Here is a 19,012-nt window from a genome sequence, read left to right as displayed (position 1 = left end):
GAATCAAAGACTCCACCGCAACCCCAGCCGGGAAATCTCGACCCGAAGAGCGGTGTCATCGCGGCGCCGGAGGATGGCGTCAACCTCTACGACCATGTCGACTACGACAGCCACGTCGAGCGGACCTTCGCAGCGCAGCTCGAGAACAACAGGGATCACGTCAAGCTCTTCACCAAGCTCCCGCGCCGTTTCCGCGTGCGGACCCCTGTCGGTGAGTATTCACCCGACTGGGCGATTGTCTACGACGAAGACGGCGTCCAGCTCCTCTACCTGGTTCGCGAAACCAAGGACACTCGCAACCTCGACGATCTCGACTGGGATGAGGCGATGCGCATCCGGTTCGCCAAGCATCACTTCGACGCCGCACCGATCGGACCGGTCGACTACGAGTACACCACCGACACGGCTGGTCTGCTCATCGGCAACACGCCAGGTGATGGCGAGGCAATCTGATGACGAAGGAGCCGGATCCCGCGGAGGACGGATGGAACCTCGAGCCACTGACCGCGGGGTACCTGCCGGACGCCCACGCTGGGTATGTCGATGCGCTCAAGTTGGCGCTCAAAGACGATCAGGTGCTCAACATCGCGCTCTCCGGCAACTACGGCGTCGGCAAGAGCAGTATCTTGCGTGGACTTGCCGAGGCGAAGGAGCTCGAAGGGCGAGTCGTGGAGCTGTCGCTTTCGACTCTCGCGCCAATCGAAACATCGAAACTTGATGACTCCATACCCAAGCAGGCCACCACTCCGACCAACCGGATCCAACAGGAGATCGTCAAACAACTGCTCTATCGCGAAGTGCCGGGCAGAATGCCAGGGTCGCGGTTCGAGCGGATCGAACGATTCAAGTGGAAGCGGGAGCTTGGGGCTGCTGGACTCGCTGGGTTCGTTGTCAGTGTCGTCTTCCTGCTTACCGGATGGTCCGCGCAGATTGCGTCAGTGTTCAAGCCGCTCCTCGACGTCGGCCTTTGGATTCACCTCATCATCCTGATTGCCGCCGCGGCGGCCGTATTCGGATTCCGCTGGCTCTCTTACGGGCGGATACACATCAAGCAATTCAGCGCTGGAGCGGCCACGGTCACGCTCGACGACAAGTCGGTGTCGTATTTCGATCAGTACCTCGACGAGATCGTTCACTTCTTCGAAGTGTCGAAGAAGCAGGACGTCGTCATCTTCGAGGACATCGATCGCTTCAACAACTCGCACATCTTCGAGACCCTTCGGTCGCTCAACACCCTGCTCAATGGCGCCCCGCAGATCAAGAAGAAGATCCGGTTCATCTACGCCATCAAGGACAGCATCTTCGACAAGATCGGTCTTGAAGAGCAAGGGCGGAAGCTGGACCAGAGCATCGTCGACGCCGATGATCCCGCGCTCGCTGAGACGATACGCGCCAACCGGACGAAGTTCTTTGACCTTGTCATTCCTGTCGTGCCGTTCATCACGCATCGAAGCGCTCGCAACCTCGCGACCCAGCTCCTTGGCAGGCTAGAGCACACCGTGAAGCCGGAGCTCCTCGACCTCGCCGCACAGTACGTGCCTGACATGCGGCTTCTCATCAATGTTCGCAACGAGTTCATCGTCTTCCGGGACCGAATCTTCTCAGGCGACGGCGCACAGCTGGACCTGGACGAAACAGCGCTTTTCGCGATGATGCTCTACAAGAGCACGCATCTGAGCGACTTCGAAGCGATCCGAATTGGCAAGAGCAAACTTGACGCCTTGTACGCCGTGGGGCGGGATCTCATCGGCGCGAACATCGAGCGCATCGAAACTGAGCGTCGCGGGCTCCAACGTAGACTTGCGCGCGTGGACGGCGCTGTCGCACGAAGTGACCTGCTCGGCCGTCGCTTGATCGCACACGCAAAACGGACCGCACGGTCCGCTGGGGCGCCACAACAGGCCAACGGGACTTTCACGTTTGGCGGTGCAAGTCGATCGGAGGTCGATTTGACGGGCGCTGAGTTCTGGCGTGAGTTTGCTTCCGCCGATGACGGGAACGCCTCGCTGCACTGGAGTGGAACCTACAACTACAACCGGTATTCACTCACCTTCTCTCGGAAGGATCTTGCCGTGTCGCTCGGTTATCCGATCAACGCCGAGGCCTGGGATGAAGCCGCCCGGGAGGAGCTGAGAGAAGAGATCGCCGAGAAGTCTGAGGCGATCAAGTTCCTGCGCAGTGCGGACATGGGTGCACTGATTCAAAGCCCCGACTATCTGGTGGACTTCGAGAACGTATCGCAGTCCCTCGACACGGTTACCCGCACCTTGCTCACACCCGGTCTTGCCTACCAGCTCGTTCGAGCGGGCTTCATCGATCGTGACTTCACGCTCTATACGTCGACCTTCCACGGCGACCGCGTGAGCACTGCCTCGACAAACTTCATCATCCATCACGTTGAGCGTGATGCGATGGATGTGCAGTTCGAACTGACGCCCGATGACGTCGACATGGTTGTCCGTGAGCGAGGCCGGGCAGCGCTCAGGGAATCGGCGTTGTATAACATCGCAATCCTCGATCGTCTGCTGGACTCTGACCCGAGCGCTGCTGACATCATGATCCACTCCCTCGTAAGCCTTGGCGACACCCAGAAGCAGTTCCTTCAGGCATACCTAGATTCGGGAAGCCGCCGAAAGCAGCTGGTTGAACGACTGACGCCGATGTCTTCGCGCGCACTGACCTATCTTGTGAGCGAAGCAGAGATGGATGACGCCCTGCGACTGGAGCTCGTCGACGCGACGCTCGCGACTCTCACTGTCGACACGAAGTATCGTGCGGACGAGGCGACTTCCGCGTATCTGCTCGAGCATTACACGGAGTTCCCGACAGTGTTCGCTGAGGAGACCACCGCGGCTCAGGCCACGCAAATCGCCGAGCTTTTCAAAGCCACTGGTGTTGTAGTTCCCACGCTCGCACCGAGCCGCGCGAACTTGCGGCGGGCACTAGTTGAGCGCAACTTGTACCAAATCTCGCTCGCCAACCTGATGACGGCCATGGGGCGTGGCATCGATCTCGGCCTGGACTCGCTCTCCGAGGGCAACCAGACGGTCTACTACTACTGCCTTGACAACCTGTCTACCTATCTCGAGGCAATCGATGAGAGTGAGGGGGCCTGTCGGACGATCGACGGCATTCGGCTATTCACTGGTGTGCTCATCGACGTGCTGGAGCATGCCGATGAGAAGCATCTCGATCGCGTTGTTGCTGGCGCTGCGGAGGCATGTGTCGTCGACGAATTGGATGAAGCCGTCCCCGCTGCATGGCCCGCCCTCGCCAAGCACCAACGCTTCTCGATGACGTTCAAGAACGTCACGCTCTACCTCGAGTCGGTTGGCACGGTTGATGACAACCTTGCGCCCCTGCTTGCCAACGCCGGTGCGATTTCCGACGTCGACGCGGCGGAGGAACACGCCAAAGAGGCGCTCGCGAAGACGGTCCTGAGCGCCAATGCTGCGCTCCCATCCGCTGATCTCCGCGCGCAACTGGTCGAGGGGCTATCGCTCACGAACTACCTTGACGTCGACGACATCCCGGCTGAGAAGGGCGACCTGTTTGCGTGCCTGCGGAGGCGCAACGTGATCGCCGATGACGCGGCGTCCTACGAACGCCTCGCTGCCACGGACTGGCCGACACGTGAGGCCTTCATCGACGTCTCCGTGAAGTTCCCGACCTATGTAGCACCCGAGCATGTTGGGAGTGACCTTGCTTCCCTTCTTCTCAGCACGAGGATCAGCGACATAGTGAAGCAAGCAGTCCTCGATCGGGCTGATGAATTTGCCGCTGGCGCTGGCACAGCTGGGTTGCGCCAGCTCGCCGGATTCGCCATCCAAAAGAAGAAGCCCCTGTCAGAAGCGCTCGTACTCACAATGGCGCAAGGCGGAGTGCCTGCACAGAGCGTCGTCGTCTTGCTGGGGGCTCACCTTGCCACGATCGCCACGGCTGAGTTGTTCTCAATTCTTCAATCGCTGAGCGGGTACTACCCGAAGCTGACTTCAGTTGGATATGACAAGCCGCGGATCCCAAACACGTCGGCAGATCGAGCGCTTCTTGATCGGCTGAAGCGGGACGGGATTGTCAACTCCTACGACCCGGCCGTATCGCCGATCAAGGTCAACAAGAAGCTCAAGTAGATCGAGCTGGGACTGCCGCCTCGGTGTTTGGCCAGTAGTGTCGTGAGCAGTACGGGGGCAGGGCGCATCCTCGGTGGCAGTGGAACGGAAGAAGCATGGGAATTATCCAGGTGGCCTTGGAAGTACCAGACGATATTTTGGCGGGGCTGATGCGTGGGGAACTGTCGCGGTTCGGAAGCGTCGTCCGGGACTCAACGGAGATCATTACGCATCTGAAAGAAGTGACGCCGCCAACCGATGAGGTCAGCGAGGTCGCTGAGGCCGCGGCAGGGGCAGCCGCAGCGGCACTCAAGAATCACAGGGTCCTGATCGGGCTGGGCATCGCGGTAGTCGCCGCCGCAGCTGCGACGGGCGTCGCGGTCTGGGCGTCCAAGCGGCGGAAGCGTTCGCAGGAGGTGCCCGAGGTCGTAGCGCCCGTCGACGAGTACAACGCAGCACTCGTGGAGTATCTCTCGGCCATTCAGGAGGGGCGCCTCGAGGCGGAGAATCTGGATCGGCTCATCGCCGCGCTGGACGCGGTCAAGGCCGAAGCGGACGAGGGCGAACTTTCCATCACGCTTGCGAGCGAGCAGGCTGATGCCCTGGTCGAGCTGGTGGCGGACTACTCACGAAAGCTCGCGGCAGCGAATGCAATCGAACTCACGGAGCCGGACGAAGCGCCAGACGCGAATCCCGTCGTGATCATGCGGGATTGGCTCGCGACTCAGAGGGAAACGCTGGACAAGGCAGCCTGACCGGCAGGCGGTGCAGCACCGACCCCATGACGCTCACTCAGCTTTTTGGGAGCAGTCGGCGGAGGCGCGGGGCCGGATTGGGCGCGACCGGGCCGCGGGCGAATCTCAACGCCCGCCGTGCGCAGAGTCTTGATCACGGTATGCGGCGCGAAGCCAAGGCGCTTGCCGATGGTCGCGGCGGAATCTCCGTCGAGATACGCGTCCGTCGCCAACTGAAGCTCAGTGCTCGACATTCGCCGCCGGGCAGTGTCGATGCCACGCTCCCCCAGCAGCTTCGCTGCGGTCATACGCGTGATGCCGAGCTCACGAGCGGCGTTTGTGAGATGACCCAACTCGTGGAATCGCTCCTCGAGGGCGTCAACTTCGTCAGGACGCAGCTGTCGCGCTCGTTGATTTTGCCTGTTCTGGCGCGGTTTCGGCCGCTTTGAGCGTTGCGACCGGAATACCAACCCCAGAGGTGCATTGCCTACTGCGACATGTTTTGAGTGTTGTTGCAAGAGCCCCACAACGAAACCCGCGAGAGATCGCGGGTTTTCTTGTTTTCGATGTGGTTCGTCATCGACCGGATGCGGGCAGGCGGCTGCGGTTCAGGGAGCGACTCCTCAGCGCGCACCCGACACGGTGATCCACACCGAATAGAGTGTCCCCATGGCGAGAACCGACCGCGCGAGCCTCCTCCTCCACCTCGGCGGACACGAGGTCTTCACTGCACTGACGACTCGCGACGCCCTGCTCGCCTGGTTGCCGCCCACGGGGATGCGCGGCGCTTTCGAGCGCTTCGACATGCGAGAGGGCGGGTCCTATCGGCTCGTGCTGACCTACGACGACGCTACGGAATCACCCGGCAAGACGTCGGCCGACGCGGACGTCTCCGAGGTCCGCGTGACTCGGATCGTGGCGGATGAACTCGTCGTGCAGGAGGTCGACTTCGAGTCCGATGACCCGGCGTTCCACGGAACGATGCGGATGGAATGGCGCGTCCGTCCTGTCGACGACGGCACGGAGGTCGAATTGACCGCCCGGAATGTCCCCGAAGGAGTTCGCGCCCGCGACCACGCGCAGGGGCTGACCTCGTCGCTCGCGAACCTCGCCGCCTATCTGGAGCCATGAGGGACGCGCGCCCCGGCTCCCGGCCTCAGGTGAGCAGGCGGCGCCGATAGCCCTCGGCCACCGCCGAGGCTCTGTCACGCACGCCGAGCTTGTCGTAGATGTGCTGCAGATGCGTCTTGATGCTCGCCTCGCCGATGAAGAGCACCGCGGCCGCCTCCCGATTGGAGCTGCCGTTCGCGACCAGCTGCAGAACCTCCTTCTCGCGATCGGTCAGCGAGCCGGCGCCGGGCTTGCGGATCTGCCCCATGAGGTGCTGGGTCGCCGACGGCGCCAATACCGACTCGCCGCGGGCCGCCGCCCGGACCGCTCTCATCAGCTCCTCGGGCCGAGCGTCCTTCAGGAGGTATCCGATCGCGCCGGCCTCGATCGCCGGCAGGACGTCGCTCTCACTGTCGAAGGTGGTCAGGATCAGCACGCGCGCACGCGGTGCTCGCTCGCGCAGGGCGGCGGCTGCCGCGACGCCGTCCATCACCGGCATCCGAAGATCCATGAGCACGACATCCGCCCCGAGGGCCTCCACGCGTTCGATGCCTTCGGCGCCGTCTCCGGCTTCCCCGACCACGATGATGTCCTCCGCATCGGCGAACGTATCGCGAAGACCACCGCGAACGATCGGGTGGTCGTCGACCACGACGAGTCGAATCATCGGCCGGTCTCTCCCTCTGTGCTCGCGCTTCCCGGGGCGATCGCCGGAACGCGCGCGCTGACCGACGTCCCTTCTCCCGGCGTGCTCTGCACTTCCACGTGACCGCCTACCCCTCGGATGCGCTGTCGAATGCTCGTGAGTCCGAATCCGGTGCCGGCCGCCTCGACGAAGCCCCGTCCATCATCCCGTATGTCCAACAGCACCTCCGCGCCCACGTAGGAGAGGGTGACTCCGACGCGCGAGGCCGCCGCGTGCTTCGCCACGTTGGTGAGCGACTCCTGCGTGACCCGGAAGAGCGACACCTCGATCGCCGGGCTCAGCGGCTCGGGCATCCCCGTGACCTCCATCCGCGCGGTGATCCCCCGCTCCGTCGACCACTGTTCGGTCAGGGTGCGCAGGGCCTCGGGAAGATGCGCGATCCCGAGCTCTCGCGGAGCCAGCGCCTGCACCGATCTTCTGGCCTCGGTCAGGCTGCTGCGCGCGAGTCGGAGCGCACGCACGACGTGCTCCTCCGCCTCGCCCCGCACGCGGGTGGACCGCTCGGCCGCCTGGAGCTGTGTGATGATGCCGGCGAGCCCCTGCGCCAACGTGTCGTGGATCTCGCCCGCCAATCGCTGTCGTTCATCCTGCGCTCCGGACTCCCGGGCTTGGACGACCAACTGAGCGTGAAGACCTGCGTTCTCGTGCAGAGCCGCCTCGAGACGGTCGACGAGTTCCTCCCGCTTGCGCTCCTCCGGTTCGGTGCGCGCGGTCAGCACGATGCCCACCCCGATCGCCGCGGTCTGCACCGCGACGATCAGGACGAACTCCTCGAGCTTGTCCGGGGACGGGTCCGCCCACACCCGCATCGCCGCGCCGTTGAGCGCGATCGAGGTCGCCAGGACTCCGAGCACGCCCAGCGGCCACGACCTCAGCAGGTAGGCATGGAAGAAGCCCGCAACCGTGAAGATCAGGAACGTCTCGGAATAGCTCATGAGGATGACACAGAGCACCAGCAGGCCGACGAAGAAGACGCCCGCGGGAACGGGTCGCAGCGCCCTCCGCCGGAGAGGCAGCGTATGCCCGAAGAGCACCCACACCGCGGAGACGGTGACCAGCCCGAGGACCGTGGCACCGTCAGGCCAGAAGCGCGCTGCCGAGACGGGGAGCACCCGTGAGAAGTAGATCACGGCGGAGATGGTGAGGAGCACCCACGGTGCGAGCAGCTGCAGAACATCCCAGATCCGCAGCTGCTCTCTCTTCCAGGCCAGCCGGGAGCGACTCGCATCCTGCGCGTGATCCACGATCGCGGAATCGCGCGTCGCGAACCGCGAACGTTCGCGACTCCCGGTATCCCGCATCATCGACACCTACTCCCAGCGGAAGAGCTTAGCGGCGACCGCGCTCGCGATCATCGCGATCCCCGCCATGATGGCGATCTGGAGCCAGAAGGGCTGGCCTCCCGCGGTGGCGGTGATCTCCCCCGCTTCGGCCGACCATGCCGTGGTGAGCGCCTGCAGCCCCGGGGGGATGAACTCGCCGACTTCCCGCAGGACATCCGGCATGACGACACGGGGCAGGAAGGCACCGCCGAAGAACATGAGGGCCACGAACAGAAGGGTCCCGATCTGGTTCGCGGCACTGCTCGTGCGCACCAGCGCCGCGGAGATCAATCCGAGTCCCAGCAGTGCCGCATAGCCGACGACGAACGCGACGACGAACTCGCCCGGTCGCTGCGGCGGCGCGATATCCAGCACGGCCCATCCGAAGAAGATCATGAGGGCTGCGGAGACGACCACGGAGACGAACGCGACGATCATCTGTGCGAGCAGCACGCTGCGCGGATGCACGGGAGTGGTCGACAGCCTGCGCAGGATCCCCCGTTCGCGATACGTCGCGATCACCGCAGGCACGTGCTGCACCGCGATCATCACCATCCCGAACACCAGTGCAGTCGGCGCCCAGATGTCGATGGACCGGAGTCCGCCGGTATCCGGTGTCGACTCCCTGAGCGCGGGGACGGCACCCAGCCCGAACAGCAACGCCGTCGGGAACAGCACACCGAACAGAACGGTGGCGCGGTCTCGGAGGAAGAGCTTCGCCTCGACCGCGACCAGCTTCCGAAGTGCACGCATCAGCCGGCCCTCCGCTCGGACTGGTCGGCGGATTCCGGGGCACGCCCGGTGAACGCCACGAACGCATCGTCGAGGTTGCGCTGATCGACGCGGAGATCCTCCGCCACGATCTGCGCTCTGGCGAGAGCGCCCGCCACGCTGCTCAACAGCTGCCCCGTTCCCGTGACCAGCCAGCGCTCGCCGGTGACGTCGATGCCGGTCACCTCGGGAAGAGTGGACAGGATCTCCCGATCCATCGGTTCCGACACGCGGAATCGCACTTGCTGGCCCGAGCTTGCCTGGGTGATCAGTCCGGCGGGAGTGTCCAGCGCGGCCACCCTGCCCCCGGCGATGACGGCGATCCGGTCGCAGAGCCGTTCCGCCTCGTCCATGAAGTGCGTGACGAGGAGAATCGTGACGCCCGCTTCGCGAACCTTCTCGATGAGGCTCCAGGTCTCGCGCCGCGCTTCGGGGTCGAGTCCGGTCGTGAGCTCGTCGAGAATCGCGATCCGCGGATTGCCGACGAGTGCAAGCGCGATCGAGAGTCGCTGCTTCTGCCCGCCCGAGAGAGCCTTGTACGGCGTGCTGCGCTTCTCGGCGAGTCCGAGCAGCGCCATGAGCTCGCGCCAATCGGCGGGATTCCGATAGAACGAGCTGTAGAGCTCGAGAGCTTCCGCAACCTTGATCGCGTCGGGGAAGCTGCTCTCCTGCAGCTGCACGCCGAGCCGCTCCCGAACCTCCGCGCGGTCCTTGATCGGATCGAAGCCCAGGACGGAGATCGACCCCGAGTCCGGCGTTCGGAGGCCGGCTATGCTCTCGACCGTCGTCGTCTTGCCGGCGCCGTTGGGCCCGATGATACCGAAGATCTCCCCCTCTTCCACGGCGAAGGACACGTCCTCGACGGCGACATGTCGCCCGTAGCGTTTCTGCAGATTTCGTACTTCCAGTGCGGTCATACTGCGAAACTACGGACGCGCCGGCGCCTCCACATCGACCGGAGCAGCCGCACGCGGGTTAATCCTGGAATCCACCGTTCGGGGGATACCCCTCCCGCCGTGCGGCCCCCGGTCAGTCCCCGGCACCGTCCTGGAGCACACCGCCGGCGAAAGTGGTGATGATGGCATCCACCACCTCGCGCCGTCCCATGGTTCCCGCCTTGACGGCTTCCCAACCCGAGTACAGGATCGCCCAGAACACGCTCGTCGCCCATTCCGGCGTCAGGCCGGGTCGGAAGCGTGCCTCTTCTCTGGCGAAGAGCCGGTCGAGGACGCTGTCCTCCTGTTCGTCGCCCTCTCCCCAGAACTCTTTGTCGGCGACGACGAGGGGATCCGAGTACAGGAACATGACGATCGGGCCGTACTCGAGCAACGCGTCCACCGTGCGGCGAACCGCTGCGAGGAAGGGGCCGCTGTCGGGTTCGGCGCGCTCGATGGACTGGTCGACCCTCTGCATCGCCTCCCGGGCGACGGCTCTCACGAGATCGGCTCGCTCCGGGAAGTACCGGTGCAGCGTGCTGCGCCCGACGGCGGCCCGCTGGGCGATATCACCCAGCGACGCTGCGGCGTCATCCGCGAGGGCGGCGATGGCAGCCTCGAGGATCGCCGTCCTGGTTCGCGACCTCGTTCCCGACTCGGTCGGCGCATCCGTGCTCTCCATGATCGCCACACTATCGATGACATGCCGTTATCGGATGGACATTGACTAAAATGAGACACGCATGTTTCACTTATGCACATGCCTGATCCACGCGTTTCCGTCTCCTCGCGGGAGAATCTGCGAACCCTCGCCTCCCTGGCCCGGCCACACCTGCGGGTACTCGTCCTCGGAGTCGCCCTCGGCCTGGCGACCACAGCCACGGCTCTCGCGACGCCGCTCGCCACCAAATGGGTGATCGACTCCCTCGGGGGCGACGACGCACTGCTGCAGCCCATCGGCCTGCTGCTCGGGTTGCTCGTCATCGGCTCGATCGCCGGTTTCGCTCAATGGATCCTCCTCGGCCGTCTGGCCGAGAACGTGGTCCTCGAGGCACGGAGCTCGCTCGTCGAGCGGTTCTTCCGCGCGAAGCTCGAGCAGATCCAGCGGTTCAAGGCCGGTGAGCTCGTCACGCGGGTGACCAGTGACACCGTGCTCCTGCGCGAAGCCGTGACGTCGAGCATCGTGCAGATCATCAACGGCGCCGTGTCCCTCGTCGGCACGGTCGTGCTGATGGCGGTACTCGACCTTCCCCTCCTCCTCGGCACACTCCTGGCACTCGTGACCGTCGGCGTGCTCATGGCGATCCTGATGCCGATGATCGGTGCGGCGGAGAAGCAGGCACAGCACGCGCTCGGCGAGCTCGGCGGCATCCTCGAAGGCGGACTCCGAGCCCTGCGAACGGTGAAGTCGAGCCGCGCCGAGTCCCGTGAGATCGACCGCGTGCAGGAGAAGGCCCGCGAATCCGCCCGGTTCTCGATCCGCTCGGTATGGGTTTCCGCGATCGCGTGGACCATCGCGGGCGGCGGGATCCAACTGGCGATCATCGCGATCCTCGGCTTCGGGGCGTGGCGGGTGAGTCTCGGCGAGCTCACCGTGTCGACGCTGATCGCCTTCCTGCTCTACGCCTTCAACATCCTCGAGCCCATCTCCGAGCTGACGATGGCCTTCAGCCAGCTGCAGTCGGGTCTCGCCGCCGCATCGCGGATCCGCGAGACGGAGCATCTCGATCTCGAAGACCTCCAGGCCGGCCGCACCGAGGTGCCGTCGGTCGACAGTGGCCCGCTCGTCTCGCTCCGCGACGTGGTCGTGCGCTACGACGGCGCGAGCGAACCGGCACTCGACGGTGTGACGCTGGACATCGCCCGGGTCGGACACACCGCCCTCGTCGGGCCGTCCGGGGCGGGCAAGACCACCGTCTTCTCCCTGCTGCTGCGTTTTCTCGACGCCGAGCGTGGCGTCATGCAGCTCGACGGCGCCCCCTTCACCGACTTCAGCATCGACGAGGTGCGCCGCCGCATCGCCTACGTCGAGCAGGAGACGCCGGTCGTGCCGGGCACCGTTCGCGAGAACGTCCTCTACCGATCCGCGGATGCGACGGACGAGGAGGCCTGGGCCGCGCTCGAGGCGGTGCATCTCGATGCCAAGGTCAGGGCGCTTCCCGACGGCCTGGACACGTCCGTCGCATCGACGACGCTGTCCGGAGGCGAGCGCCAGCGCCTCGCGGTCGCTCGGGCCCTCGTCCGCCCGCCGGGCATCCTGCTGCTCGACGAGGCGACCGCCCAGCTCGACGGCGTCACCGAAGCCGCCATCCACTCGGTGATCGCCGATGCGGCGCGAAGGGGAGCCGTCGTGACGATCGCGCACCGCCTGTCGACCGTCATCGACGCCGACCGGATCATCATCCTGGAGGACGGAAGGGTCAGGGACGCCGGAACCCACGCCGAGCTCCTCGACCGCGACGATCTCTATGGGGAGTTCATCGCGGCCCTGCGTATCGCGACCACCTGACCACCGGATGGGGCACGTAGACTTCCTGGTATGACACCGGTGGCCGCGATGCGAGCCGGAAGGGGCTCTCACAGCGTCTTCCGCCGCGTGCTCCTGGGTGTTCTGCTCGTCGCCGCGGTCATCGTCGGCCTGCTGGCGATGCACACCCTGAACCTGCACGGCACCCCCGCCGCCGATACGCCGTCGGCGATGTCGATGGCCGCTTCGGATCCCGCCCCGGCATCCCCCCACGCCGCCGACGGTCACGGTTCGGGGAGCAGCCAGGACGAGCGCAGCATGTCCTGCGCCGGATGCGGCACCGACGACCATTCGGGCATGGCGATGATGTGCGTCCTCGCTCTCCTCCTCGTCCTGCTCCTGCTGGTGCCGCCGCGCGTTCTGCGAGGAGGCGCGGGAACGGTCCCCCGCACCGCTCCCGCCGAGATCCTCATCGCACGGCTGCTGCCTCGCCCTCCCTCTCTGCACGTTCTCTGCATCAGTCGCACCTGAGCGGCAGTCGGGCCCGGCGCTCTCGCGCACCAGGGCTCCACTCCCGCAGATCCGCGCGCGGGATCGTCCGGCGCGCGCTCAGACGACGACACACCATTGGAGAACACCATGAAGATCCGTGCTGCGGCAACGGCCGCACTCACCCTTACCGCCATCCTCGCCCTGTCCGGCTGCGCAGCCGGTGCCGATCAGGATTCGATGCCCGGAATGGATCACGGCCCGTCCACAGAGGCCCCCGCGCCGGCCGATGCCGGCGTCAACGATGCGGACGTGATGTTTGCGTCGATGATGATCGTGCATCACGAACAGGCGATCGAGATGAGCGACATCGTGCTCGCGGCGGAAGGAGCCACCCCCGAGGTGACCGCGCTCGCCGCGCAGATCAAGGAGGCGCAGGGCCCCGAGATCGAGCAGCTCGAGGGCTGGCTGGACGACTGGGGTGTCAGCCCCGACGACCGGGACGCGACCGGGATGGACCACGGCGACGGGATGATGAGCGCGGACGACCTCGCCGCCCTCGATGCCGCGGAGGGTGCTGAAGCGTCCCGACTGTTCCTCGAGCAGATGATCGAGCACCATGAGGGCGCGGTCGACATGGCCCAGGCGCAGGTCGACGACGGGAGCGACCCGGATGCGATCGATCTCGCTCAGAGCATCATCGATGCGCAGACCGAGGAGATCCAGGAGATGAAGGACCTCCTCTCCGCTCTCTGATCTCTCCTCCGGATCGGCGCCGGACCTCTGCGGCCGGCGCCGATCCCCTCTGCTCGAAGGACACCACCATGAACCGCCCCACACGCCCCTCCTCCGTTGCCTCCCACACCGGATCCCGCCGGAGGAACCTGATCGCCCTCACCGCTGCTCTGATCGTCTCCGCCGTCGCCCTCGCCGGCTGCGCCGCACCCTCGCACGCTCCTTCCTCGGCCGCGGCCGGGGATACGGCAGGAGCAGAGGAGCTGCTGGCCGCCTACGACCTGACCGACCTCGACGTCGGCCAGGTGATCGAGCGGCTCGACACCATGTCCCTCGCCGAGCGACCTGCCGATCTGCTCGCCTCGGTGCAGCCCGAGGTCCTCACGTTGCGCGACAGCAGTGACCGCGAGGCGCGTCTGCCGATGCCGGAGGACGAGGTGTACGTCTCGGTCGCGCCCTTCCGCGACCGGACCCACGAGTGCCACTTCCACAGCCTCACCACCTGCGTCGGGGAGCTCGCCGACGCCGAGATCCGACTCACCCTCACCGGTGCCGACGTCGAGGTGCTGATCGATGAGACGCGGCGCACCTACGACAACGGATTCGTCGGTCTCTGGGTGCCCCGAGGCATCGACGCGACACTCGCGATCGCGCACGAGGGCCGCGCAGGCACCGTGCCCCTCTCGACGAAGACCAGCGATGACAGGACGTGCATCACCGATCTGCAGTTGCTCTGAGCTCCGCTGACTCCGCGACCCCGAGGACGCCGCGGGGAACGACGAAGCGCATCCCTCGCCGAGAGGGATGCGCTTCGTCCGCCGCACTCCGGCGGCTGCGGTGACGATCAGGTCGCCAGCAGCGGCGGGCGGTGCGGGATGGAGATCGGACGCGTCGCCCGGCTCAGGCCGCGCATCCGCTCGACCTCTTCGAGGACTTCGAAAGCAGTGCCGTACCGTGTGGCGAGCGGGAGATCCCGCAACCAGGTCACCTCGACCTCGGTCTCGGCGAGTTCGTACACGCACGCGACCACATGACGCGGATCGTTCGGCGAGTAGCGCAGGTCGTTGATCACCCACTCCGACGCCGTGATGCGATTCAGCATGAAACGCGGATCCGGAAGTTCAGACATGTGGGGCCCTCCAGGACTCTCTCTGGAGAGAGTGTGCGCCGCGGAGAGGGGCAGGGGAAGCCCCTTGACAGTGGGAAGCCATCCATGCCGCGAGCCGATCTCTCGGAACGCCGGCGCGCAGATGCCCTGCCGACGGCCCGACTCAGCGTCCTGGTCGCACCGTGAGGTCGGTGATCTCCGCGTCACGGGGAAGGTCGAGAGCGGTGAGGATGGTCGTGGCGACGGCATCCGGAGTGATGAAGCGGTCGGCGTCGTACTCCTGCCCCTCCTGCTGGTGCACGCGCTGCTGCATGGGCGTCGCCGTGCGCCCGGGGTAGATCGACGCCACACGCACACCGTACTGCGCCTCCTCTGCCCGCAGCGCGTCAGCGAGAGCTTTGAGCCCGTGCTTCGACGCGGCGTACGCCGACCATCCGGCGCTGGCACGGAGCCCTGCTCCCGAGTTCACGAACACCACCTGCCCCTGCGACACCCGCAGAACAGGCAGGAGCAGTCGAGTGAGCTCGGCGGGAGCGACGAGGTTGACTGCGAGCTGGTGCTCCCAGAGCGCGGCAGGCGCATCGGCCACGTCTCCGAGATCGATGACGCCGGCGACGTGCACCAGGGAATCGATGCGATCGGGCAGTTGCTGCTTCGACAGCGCCCAGGAGAGCCGTCCCGGCTGGGACAGATCCCCGACCACCACGGCGGCGCCGGGGAGGTCGGCGGCGATCTGTCGGGCGCGCCCGGCATCGCGCGCCAGCACGACCACATCATCGCCGCGATCGAGCAGTCGACGGGCGAGAACCGCGCCGATGCCCGAGCCCGCACCGGTGATCAGGTGCGTCGCCATGTCAGCTGGGGTCTGCCGCGGGCTCGGCCACGTCGATCGGAACGACGGGGCAATCCTTCCAGAGGCGCTCGAGCCCGTAGTAGACACGCTCTTCCTGATGGAAGACGTGGACGATCAGGTCGCCGAAGTCGAGCAGCACCCAGCGGGCTTCCGCGCGCCCTTCACGGCGCACGCGCTTGTGACCGGACTCGATGAGTCGATCTTCGATCTCGTCGGCGATCGCGGCGACGTTGCGCTCACTGTTTCCCGTGACGAGCAGGAAGATGTCGACGAGCGGCAGAGGCTCGGAGACATTGAGTGCGACGAGGTCCTCACCGCCCTTGTCGATCGCGGCTTGTGCGGCGAGACGCAGCATCTCTTCGGCAGTTTCAGGTGATTGCATCAGAACACATTCGTTGTGAAGGCGATGATGACGGCGACACCGACAGCGAGGGCGAGGCCTCCGGCGACGATCGCCAAGATGACCATCAACCGATTGCCCTTCTCGGGCGCCGGCGGACGGATCACCTCGCCGGCGGGCTTGATGGTGCTGACCGCCGAGCTCGCGGCGATCGGCGTGGGTGACGACGCGGGGGGAAGCTCGCCGTCGATCAGGACGGCATCGACGTCCTTGCCATCGGTCGTGCCGAGGGCGTGGCCCTGCGAACCCATGCCGTGCGGCAGTTCGTAGGACCCGGTGACGAGGATCTCACCGGTGGATGCGACGGGGCCCGAAAGCGACCCCTCCCCCGGAGACGGGGTGAAGATCAGTGCGTTCGGCGCGGAGTGCTGCGAACCGGTGGAGTCTCCCACGGTGAGGAGCTCATCGAACGAGGGACGGAACGGTGCACGCTCTTCGGGTGCCTCGAGGAGAGTCTCGCCGAAGGCCGGGTTCACCGTCGGCCGCTCTTCTGCGACATCGGTGACGTCGTCGTCCTGGACGTCGGCGAGCACATCGCCGTCGCCGGCATCCGCGTCCTCCGCGGCGATGCCGAGCACCGCCTCGACGTCGTCCTCGCCGTTCAGATCTCCGGCAGGTTCGTCGGTGGAGTCGAGAGGAACGTCCCCGATGGAATCGGACACATCGGATGCGCGGACCGGCACCACGTCGACGGCATCATCCATGTCATCATCGTCGCCGGGTTCGGGCGCAGCGGTCCGGGGCGGAGCCTCGACGGGTTCGGGCTCGGGTTCGGGCTCGCGCGTCGTCTCTTCGGTCGGCTGAGCGGTCGTGTCCTCGTCATCGGCGCCGATGACGGGCACCGATGCGGTCCTGACCTTCTCCAGTTCCCGTGCCTGGCGCCGGGTGAGAGGTGCGTCGCCCTGCGCGTCGTCGACCGGTTCCGGTGCGGGCGAGACCTCGACGGGCTCGGCGGCACGCGGCAACGGCGGTACAGGAGGTGCGGGAGGTGCCGCCTCGACCGCCGCAGCGGCCTCCTCGTTGGAGATGACCGGGGTGGACCCCGTCAGCCGGATCTCCCGCAGCTGCTTTCGCGTCAGCGGACCCTGCTCCTGCTGATCCGATGTACTCATGCCTTGCTCCGATACAGATGATGCTTCGCGATGTACTGAACGACCCCATCAGGGACCAGGTACCAGACCGGCTGATCGTCGCGAACACGTTCACGGCAGTCCGTCGACGAGATCGACAGCGCCGGCACTTCCAGTTGGCTGACGTTGTCGCTCGGGAGGCCGTCCGTGCTCAGGACATGTCCTGGCCGGGAGACCGCGACGAAGTGGGCCAACTCCCACAACTCATCATGGTCCCTCCAACTGAGAATTTGCGCTACGGCATCCGCGCCGGTGATGAAGAAGAGCTCCGCATCGGGGCGGTCGCGCTTCAGGTCGCGCAGCGTGTCGATCGTATAGGTGGGGCCCTCGCGGTCGATGTCGACACGACTCACCGTGAACTGCGGGTTGGAGGCCGTGGCGATCACCGTCATCAGGTAACGGTGCTCACTCGGTGAGACGCCCGACTTCTGCCACGGATGTCCGGTCGGGACGAACACGACCTCGTCGAGACCGAAGGAGTTCGCGACCTCGCTGGCTGCGACCAGGTGGCCGTGATGGATGGGGTCGAACGTACCGCCCATCACGCCGATGCGCGGGGTGCGCGTGGTCGCAGCGTCGTTCATGGGGGCCTAGTGGCCGTGTCCCGCCTCGTGGCCGTCCTTGCCATGCTTCGCGGCCCACGCCTCGGCCTTGGCCGAGTGACGGTTGGCGACGTTCTTGTACGAGAGCGTCACCAGCCCGAGGAAGCCGAACACGATCGCGGCGATGACTCCGAAGATCACCGTCTCGAGCGCGACGTTGCCGTGGTGCTCGGTTTCGGCAGCGGCCATCGCGATCTGTGCGACGAGGTTCATCCTGACTCCGTTTCGTGGCGTGCTGTTCGGGATCCTGTGAGGTACAGCGTCCCCCAGTCTAGCCCTCAGCCGCGCGTCTGCCCCGACCCACGCGCGAGCCATTTCGTGCTGGTCAGCTCGGAGAGGCCCATCGGCCCCCGAGCATGCAGCTTCTGGGTCGAGATGCCGACCTCCGCGCCGAATCCGAACTCGCGCCCGTCGGTGAATCTGGTGGAGGCGTTCACCATGACGACGGCCGAATCCACCTCGGCGAGGAAGCGCTCGGAATTGCGCGCGTCGTTCGTGATGATCGACTCGGTATGACCCGTGCTGTACCGGCGGATATGGTCGAGTGCCTCATCGAGGGACTCGACGACCTTCATCGCGATGTCGAGGCTCAGGTACTCGGTGCCCCAGTCGTCCTCGACGGCCGGGATCACGTTCGAGACGAGACCCGCGACCATGTCATCGCCGTGGATGGCCACCCCCTCGCTCTGCAGCGCACTGGCCACGAGCGGGATGAGGCGCGGTGCCGCCTGCCGGTGCACGAGCACGGTCTCCACCGCGTTGCACACGCTGGGCCGCTGGACCTTGGCGTTCACGACGATGTCTCGCGCCCAGTCGTCCGGTGCGCTCTCGTCGAGGAAGATGTGGACGTTCCCGGCTCCGGTCTCGATCACCGGCACGGTCGATTCGGTGACGACGGTCTCGATGAGGCCGGCGCTCCCCCTCGGGACGAGGACGTCGATGAAGCCGCGGCCGTGCATCATCGCCTTCGCCCCTTCGCGGCCGAAGTCGTCCACGGTCTGGATGGCCTCCGCGGTGAGCCCCGCACCCTCGATCGCCTGTCGCATGACGTCGACGAGGACCGTGTTGGATTCGCGAGCGGCACTCCCCCCGCGCAGCACCACGGCGTTACCCGACCGCAGGGCGAGCGCGGCGATGTCGACGGTCACGTTGGGACGGGCCTCGTAGATCGCCCCGACCACTCCGAACGGCACCCTCACCTGCTCGAGAGTCACGCCGTTGGGCATCCGGTGGCCGCCGACGACACGGCCGACGGGGTCAGCGAGCGCCGCGACCTCGCGCACCGCGGCGGCGAGGGCGCCGACGCGCTTCTCGTCGAGTCGGAGTCGATCGATCAGGGACTCCCCGATGCCGCCTTCACGGCCCCGGGCGATGTCCCGGCCGTTCGCCTCGATGATGCGCGGTGCGGCGCCGAGGAGGGCGAGGGCGATCGCCTCGAGCACGCGCACCTTGTCGTCGCTGGTGAGAGCGGCGGTGGCACGGGAGGCCTCTTTGGCGCGTTCGAGTCGCACCTGCGGGGTCTGGTCGGTCATCCGCCCAGT

The 19,012-nt window shown here is 66.0% G+C and carries 20 protein-coding genes and 1 pseudogene; 9 read left to right on the top strand and 12 right to left on the bottom strand.

Annotated features, from left to right (window positions below; translation table 11 throughout):
• The 5 genes and pseudogenes from CQ042_RS19250 to CQ042_RS19235 all read left to right on the top strand — a co-directional run.
• A pseudogene (locus CQ042_RS19250) lies at positions 1-453 on the top strand (hypothetical protein); the annotation flags it as partial.
• The gene (locus CQ042_RS19245) at positions 453-4,130 is read left to right on the top strand and encodes a DNA-binding protein (protein ID WP_105672051.1); all 3,678 of its coding nucleotides are present in this window, start codon (positions 453-455) and stop codon (positions 4,128-4,130) included. The pseudogene CQ042_RS19250 and the gene CQ042_RS19245, both read left to right, overlap by 1 nt.
• Positions 4,131-4,225: 95 nt before the next feature.
• Entirely contained in the window at positions 4,226-4,864 is a 639-nt protein-coding gene (locus tag CQ042_RS19240; RefSeq protein WP_105672050.1) for a hypothetical protein, read from the top strand.
• Positions 4,865-5,004: 140 nt separating this feature from the next.
• Positions 5,005-5,292 carry a hypothetical protein gene (locus tag CQ042_RS20330; protein ID WP_146115436.1) on the top strand — a complete coding sequence of 96 codons (288 nt, stop codon included), beginning with the start codon at positions 5,005-5,007 and terminating at the stop codon, positions 5,290-5,292.
• Between the two features lie 220 nt (positions 5,293-5,512).
• Entirely contained in the window at positions 5,513-5,974 is a 462-nt protein-coding gene (locus CQ042_RS19235; protein WP_105672049.1) for an SRPBCC domain-containing protein, read from the top strand.
• A 25-nt stretch (positions 5,975-5,999) separates the two neighbouring features.
• Here CQ042_RS19235 and CQ042_RS19230 read toward each other — a convergent pair whose 3' ends face one another.
• The 5 genes from CQ042_RS19230 to CQ042_RS19210 form a co-directional block, all read right to left on the bottom strand.
• Positions 6,000-6,620, bottom strand: coding sequence for a response regulator transcription factor (locus tag CQ042_RS19230; RefSeq protein ID WP_105672048.1), 621 nt, complete (start codon positions 6,618-6,620; stop codon positions 6,000-6,002).
• Positions 6,617-7,963 (bottom strand): sensor histidine kinase, encoded by a 1,347-nt coding sequence (locus CQ042_RS19225; protein ID WP_219844882.1) that lies wholly within the window; start codon positions 7,961-7,963, stop codon positions 6,617-6,619. Before CQ042_RS19225 ends, CQ042_RS19230 begins: the two co-directional genes overlap by 4 nt.
• Positions 7,964-7,969: 6 nt before the next feature.
• A complete protein-coding gene (locus tag CQ042_RS19220) occupies positions 7,970-8,734 on the bottom strand; it encodes an ABC transporter permease (protein ID WP_105672047.1) in 765 nt (254 codons plus the stop codon).
• A complete protein-coding gene (locus CQ042_RS19215) occupies positions 8,734-9,669 on the bottom strand; it encodes an ABC transporter ATP-binding protein (RefSeq protein ID WP_105672046.1) in 936 nt (311 codons plus the stop codon). Before CQ042_RS19215 ends, CQ042_RS19220 begins: the two co-directional genes overlap by 1 nt.
• 112 nt (positions 9,670-9,781) lie before the next feature.
• On the bottom strand, positions 9,782-10,369 hold the full coding sequence (locus CQ042_RS19210; protein ID WP_105672054.1) for a TetR/AcrR family transcriptional regulator: 588 nt from the start codon (positions 10,367-10,369) through the stop codon (positions 9,782-9,784).
• 78 nt (positions 10,370-10,447) lie between these two features.
• Here CQ042_RS19210 and CQ042_RS19205 point away from each other — a divergent pair, with 78 nt between their 5' ends.
• The 4 genes from CQ042_RS19205 (at position 10,448) to CQ042_RS19190 (ending at position 14,115) form a co-directional block, all read left to right on the top strand.
• A complete protein-coding gene (locus tag CQ042_RS19205; protein ID WP_105672053.1) occupies positions 10,448-12,196 on the top strand; it encodes an ABC transporter ATP-binding protein in 1,749 nt (582 codons plus the stop codon).
• 30 nt (positions 12,197-12,226) lie between these two features.
• Positions 12,227-12,685 (top strand): DUF6153 family protein, encoded by a 459-nt coding sequence (locus tag CQ042_RS19200; RefSeq protein WP_105672045.1) that lies wholly within the window; start codon positions 12,227-12,229, stop codon positions 12,683-12,685.
• A gap of 108 nt (positions 12,686-12,793) precedes the next feature.
• The gene (locus CQ042_RS19195) at positions 12,794-13,399 is read left to right on the top strand and encodes a DUF305 domain-containing protein (RefSeq protein WP_105672044.1); all 606 of its coding nucleotides are present in this window, start codon (positions 12,794-12,796) and stop codon (positions 13,397-13,399) included.
• Between the two features lie 68 nt (positions 13,400-13,467).
• Entirely contained in the window at positions 13,468-14,115 is a 648-nt protein-coding gene (locus CQ042_RS19190; protein ID WP_105672043.1) for a CueP family metal-binding protein, read from the top strand.
• Between the two features lie 107 nt (positions 14,116-14,222).
• Here the strand turns inward: CQ042_RS19190 and CQ042_RS19185 are convergent, their stop codons facing one another.
• The 7 genes from CQ042_RS19185 to CQ042_RS19155 form a co-directional block, all read right to left on the bottom strand.
• Complete coding sequence (locus tag CQ042_RS19185) at positions 14,223-14,507, bottom strand: hypothetical protein (RefSeq protein WP_105672042.1); 285 nt, start codon at positions 14,505-14,507, stop codon at positions 14,223-14,225.
• Between the two features lie 142 nt (positions 14,508-14,649).
• Positions 14,650-15,339: an SDR family oxidoreductase gene (locus tag CQ042_RS19180; RefSeq protein WP_105672041.1), complete on the bottom strand. Its 690-nt coding sequence runs from the start codon at positions 15,337-15,339 to the stop codon at positions 14,650-14,652.
• 1 nt (position 15,340) lies between these two features.
• A complete protein-coding gene (gene rsfS / locus CQ042_RS19175; RefSeq protein ID WP_017830333.1) occupies positions 15,341-15,721 on the bottom strand; it encodes a ribosome silencing factor in 381 nt (126 codons plus the stop codon).
• Complete coding sequence (locus CQ042_RS19170; protein ID WP_105672040.1) at positions 15,721-16,851, bottom strand: hypothetical protein; 1,131 nt, start codon at positions 16,849-16,851, stop codon at positions 15,721-15,723. The genes rsfS and CQ042_RS19170 overlap by 1 nt, the downstream gene beginning before the upstream one ends.
• A complete protein-coding gene (gene nadD, locus CQ042_RS19165; protein ID WP_105672039.1) occupies positions 16,848-17,453 on the bottom strand; it encodes a nicotinate-nucleotide adenylyltransferase in 606 nt (201 codons plus the stop codon). The genes CQ042_RS19170 and nadD overlap by 4 nt, the downstream gene beginning before the upstream one ends.
• A 6-nt stretch (positions 17,454-17,459) precedes the next feature.
• Positions 17,460-17,684 carry a hypothetical protein gene (locus CQ042_RS19160; RefSeq protein WP_105672038.1) on the bottom strand — a complete coding sequence of 75 codons (225 nt, stop codon included), beginning with the start codon at positions 17,682-17,684 and terminating at the stop codon, positions 17,460-17,462.
• 65 nt (positions 17,685-17,749) lie between these two features.
• Positions 17,750-19,003, bottom strand: a complete 1,254-nt coding sequence (locus CQ042_RS19155; RefSeq protein WP_105672037.1) for a glutamate-5-semialdehyde dehydrogenase — start codon at positions 19,001-19,003, stop codon at positions 17,750-17,752.
• Positions 19,004-19,012 lie beyond the last annotated feature (9 nt).

It is taken from the genome of Microbacterium sp. MYb62 (assembly GCF_002979475.1).
Taxonomy (GTDB): Bacteria; Actinomycetota; Actinomycetes; order Actinomycetales; family Microbacteriaceae; genus Microbacterium.
Note: the sequence above shows the minus strand (reverse complement) of the source record. Positions and strands in the feature narration are given on the sequence as shown.

Excerpts from the sequence above, each read along its gene's own strand:
- CQ042_RS19245 (WP_105672051.1), top strand. The coding sequence starts at position 453 with ATGACGAAGGAGCCGGATCCCGCGGAGGACGGATGGAACCTCGAGCCA.
- CQ042_RS19240 (WP_105672050.1), top strand. The coding sequence starts at position 4,226 with ATGGGAATTATCCAGGTGGCCTTGGAAGTACCAGACGATATTTTGGCG.
- CQ042_RS20330 (WP_146115436.1), top strand. The coding sequence starts at position 5,005 with ATGCGGCGCGAAGCCAAGGCGCTTGCCGATGGTCGCGGCGGAATCTCC.
- CQ042_RS19235 (WP_105672049.1), top strand. The coding sequence starts at position 5,513 with ATGGCGAGAACCGACCGCGCGAGCCTCCTCCTCCACCTCGGCGGACAC.
- CQ042_RS19230 (WP_105672048.1), bottom strand. The coding sequence starts at position 6,620 with ATGATTCGACTCGTCGTGGTCGACGACCACCCGATCGTTCGCGGTGGT.
- CQ042_RS19225 (WP_219844882.1), bottom strand. The coding sequence starts at position 7,963 with ATGATGCGGGATACCGGGAGTCGCGAACGTTCGCGGTTCGCGACGCGC.
- CQ042_RS19220 (WP_105672047.1), bottom strand. The coding sequence starts at position 8,734 with ATGCGTGCACTTCGGAAGCTGGTCGCGGTCGAGGCGAAGCTCTTCCTC.
- CQ042_RS19215 (WP_105672046.1), bottom strand. The coding sequence starts at position 9,669 with ATGACCGCACTGGAAGTACGAAATCTGCAGAAACGCTACGGGCGACAT.
- CQ042_RS19210 (WP_105672054.1), bottom strand. The coding sequence starts at position 10,369 with ATGGAGAGCACGGATGCGCCGACCGAGTCGGGAACGAGGTCGCGAACC.
- CQ042_RS19205 (WP_105672053.1), top strand. The coding sequence starts at position 10,448 with ATGCCTGATCCACGCGTTTCCGTCTCCTCGCGGGAGAATCTGCGAACC.
- CQ042_RS19200 (WP_105672045.1), top strand. The coding sequence starts at position 12,227 with ATGACACCGGTGGCCGCGATGCGAGCCGGAAGGGGCTCTCACAGCGTC.
- CQ042_RS19195 (WP_105672044.1), top strand. The coding sequence starts at position 12,794 with ATGAAGATCCGTGCTGCGGCAACGGCCGCACTCACCCTTACCGCCATC.
- CQ042_RS19190 (WP_105672043.1), top strand. The coding sequence starts at position 13,468 with ATGAACCGCCCCACACGCCCCTCCTCCGTTGCCTCCCACACCGGATCC.
- CQ042_RS19185 (WP_105672042.1), bottom strand. The coding sequence starts at position 14,507 with ATGTCTGAACTTCCGGATCCGCGTTTCATGCTGAATCGCATCACGGCG.
- CQ042_RS19180 (WP_105672041.1), bottom strand. The coding sequence starts at position 15,339 with ATGGCGACGCACCTGATCACCGGTGCGGGCTCGGGCATCGGCGCGGTT.
- rsfS (WP_017830333.1), bottom strand. The coding sequence starts at position 15,721 with ATGCAATCACCTGAAACTGCCGAAGAGATGCTGCGTCTCGCCGCACAA.
- CQ042_RS19170 (WP_105672040.1), bottom strand. The coding sequence starts at position 16,851 with ATGAGTACATCGGATCAGCAGGAGCAGGGTCCGCTGACGCGAAAGCAG.
- nadD (WP_105672039.1), bottom strand. The coding sequence starts at position 17,453 with ATGAACGACGCTGCGACCACGCGCACCCCGCGCATCGGCGTGATGGGC.
- CQ042_RS19160 (WP_105672038.1), bottom strand. The coding sequence starts at position 17,684 with ATGAACCTCGTCGCACAGATCGCGATGGCCGCTGCCGAAACCGAGCAC.
- CQ042_RS19155 (WP_105672037.1), bottom strand. The coding sequence starts at position 19,003 with ATGACCGACCAGACCCCGCAGGTGCGACTCGAACGCGCCAAAGAGGCC.